The sequence below is a fragment of the Stieleria sp. genome, from assembly GCF_041595215.1.
GTDB classification, from domain to species: Bacteria; Planctomycetota; Planctomycetia; order Pirellulales; family Pirellulaceae; genus Stieleria; species Stieleria magnilauensis.
Genome location: NZ_JBFHKV010001094.1, coordinates 1 through 2,800 on the forward strand (window position 1 = coordinate 1; position 2,800 = coordinate 2,800).

The window sequence follows — 2,800 nt, forward strand, 5'->3', positions numbered from 1 at the left end:
ATCCGTTCAAACGTCTCTCGCTCGATGACCGATGAATCCCCTTGCGAGGCGGCCAGCAGCTCTTGGCCGAACTTGACCAGATCGTTGGCGGTTGAAAACAGCCCCGCATGTCCCGCGACGCCGCCCAAACGCGAAGCCCGCGGATCGTGCACTTCGCCTTGCAGCCAACCGTCGGATTGTTTTTCCGTCGGCGCCGCACGCGCCTTCAAGTGCGAGGGCGGATTGAAGCTGGTCTCGTCCATCCCGATAGCGCCAAACACGTTTTCTTTGGCAAACCCATCCAACGGCTGACCGCTGACCGTTTCAACCAGCTTTCCCAGCACGATGAATCCGACATCCGAATAGGCAAACTTGGTTCCCGGATCCGATCGCAAGTTCAATTCACAGATCCGCCGCCACGCCGTTTCCGGTCCGTCTTGGTAGTCGGCCAAGGCGTTGTCGGGCGTCAGTCCGCTGACGTGCAGCAGACACTGCGCGACGGTAATGGTTTCTTTCTTGTGCCCCGTGAATTCTGGCAAATACTGGGAGACCGGGGCGTTGAGATCGATTTTGCCGCGTTGGGACAACAGCGCGATCGACGTCGCCGTGGCCACCGGTTTGGTGATCGAGGCGAGGTCGAACACCGTGTCGGCCGTCATCGGCAACGTGTCTGGTTCGACTTGGCGGTCACCGAACGTCTGGAGATACCGGATCTGGTTCCGATCGGCAAAGCAGACCACGGCACCGGGCAGATCCCCGTCTTGGATGGCCGCATCGATCAGAGACGAAATCTGGGCATGAAGTTCGGGGGCGGGATGCTGAGCGGTCGAGACGGCAGAACCGATCAGGCTGCTGAACAACAGAAAGTAGATCGAGATGCGTTTCACAGGGAATCCAACGTGCAGGCGGGCGGGACAAAACAAGAGCGGGCCAAACAATGTAACTCAACCAACCGCCCACCTCCATCATCCAGCCCTCCCACCATCAATCACGCCTCACTTCGACGTCCAAATCAGCAACTCCGGTTCACCGAGCACCGCTTGCACGTCCGTGCTCGCCGGGCGAAAGAAATTGCCGATGGCGAAGTCCAGTTTTTGATCTCCGTTGAAGTCGCCTTTGACGACCGACAGGTGATCATGCATCCGTCCGGGCAACCGTGACGGCGAGAACGAACCGTCGTCTTGTTGGGTCAACATGACGATCGGAGAGGCCCCCTTGGCGACCCAGTCTTTGGAAATGTGCGACCCCAGCAGCGCGACGGCGACCACGTCGGCGTCACCGTCGCCATCGAAGTCACCGGCGGTCGCGTTCAACACGCCCGGCATCAGACAGATCTGGTGTCGCTGCATCGGCAGCGGGCCGTCGTTTTCGAGCCACTGGACGGAGTGAAACGGTTTGGGGCCGCGATCGAAGGAATCGCCGTTGGTGTAGAGCACATCCAAATCACCGTCGCCATCCATATCCACCAGCTCGATCCCGCTGGAACCATAAGCCGGATCCGGCGCCGCCCAGATCAACTCGTTTTCGAAATGGCCCTTGCCGTCGTTGCGAAACAGTTCGACGCGCTCGTGTTCCTGGCTGATCAGCGAAACAAAGTCCAAGTCGCCGTCGCCGTCAAAGTCCACCAGCGGAACATGCACGGGCCCATGGCGTGGATCGATGTCACGCGTTTCGAACACCGGTATCCCGTCGTCGCCGAGGCCTTGATTGACCAGCATGAACGTCCGCCCGCTGTTTCTCCAACCGAAGGCGGCGACCAACACATCGATGTCCCCGTCGCCGTCCAAATCCCCTGCGCGGGCGTCAGAGGTGCGGCTGAGTCCATCGATCAGCACGTGCGTACGAAACGCTTCGCCGTCCTTGGATCGCTCCAGCCACAGCACCTGTCCCAAGTCACTGTCGTTGGCGTTGAACTCACCGATGTCAGCGACCAGCAGATCCACCAACCCGTCTTGATTCAAGTCACAGGGCTCGGTGTGGACCGGTTGCAACATCGTGCCCAAACGTCGGACTTCGCCTTCCGGATCGTTGGGCCAATAGGCGTTGACGGTTCCCGTTCCGATGTCACAGTAGACCAAGGCATGACCGGGCTTGGAATCGAATCCCAGGTCGATCCAATTGACATTGGTGACGCCGGCTGCACGAACGCGTTGTCGCAGCACACCGGACTTGACGTGCGTCGGGGCCGCAGCGGGATAATTCAACGTGTCAGGAACCGGCATCCCCGAATCTTTGGGGGCCTGCATTTTAAAGTACCGCTCCACATCGGCTTCATCGGGAACGGCCAAGTCGGTGCGTCCGGACGTCCGATACAAATCGAAACCTTGGATGATCTCCATTTCCCATTCGTCTTCCGGTGAACTGGTCGGCCGGGGCATGGCGTGGCAATCACCACAAAACGCCTCGACCTTGGGGCCGACTCGATTCAAAAATGCGACATCTTTGGCAGACAGCTCACCCGACGAGGCATTCTCCGCCGTAGACACTTCGACTGCCGCGGTCGAATCATCGGCTTTTTTTGCACAACCGCCCCAAACCGGGACCAACATTACGACCAAAGCGGCGTAGAGAAGCTCGGGGGACAGACCCCCGGTGCGACCGACGCGGCGTGTCGAATAATCTTTCATGTTCACGAATACTTTCAGGGAAGAAATCATTTTGGGCGGAGTCGGTTATAACAAACCACGGAGATCCACAGCACCGATGCGGAAACGAAGCAAACAGAACGTCACGTCGAACCGAATCACCGCCATGTCGATCTCTACGCGGCCAGTCGCACGATGGTTGCCCCAAGCCGTCGACCGTCGCCCCACTTCTGTCC

2 protein-coding genes are annotated in these 2,800 nt (G+C 59.1%); both read right to left on the reverse strand.

What is annotated here, in order from left to right; genetic code table 11:
* Positions 1-866 (reverse strand): serine hydrolase domain-containing protein (locus ABX749_RS28395; RefSeq protein WP_372898999.1); only part of this gene is annotated, 866 nt, incomplete at its 3' end.
* Between the two features lie 108 nt (positions 867-974).
* Entirely contained in the window at positions 975-2,606 is a 1,632-nt protein-coding gene (locus tag ABX749_RS28400; RefSeq protein ID WP_372899000.1) for an FG-GAP repeat domain-containing protein, read from the reverse strand.
* Positions 2,607-2,800: the final 194 nt, after the last annotated feature.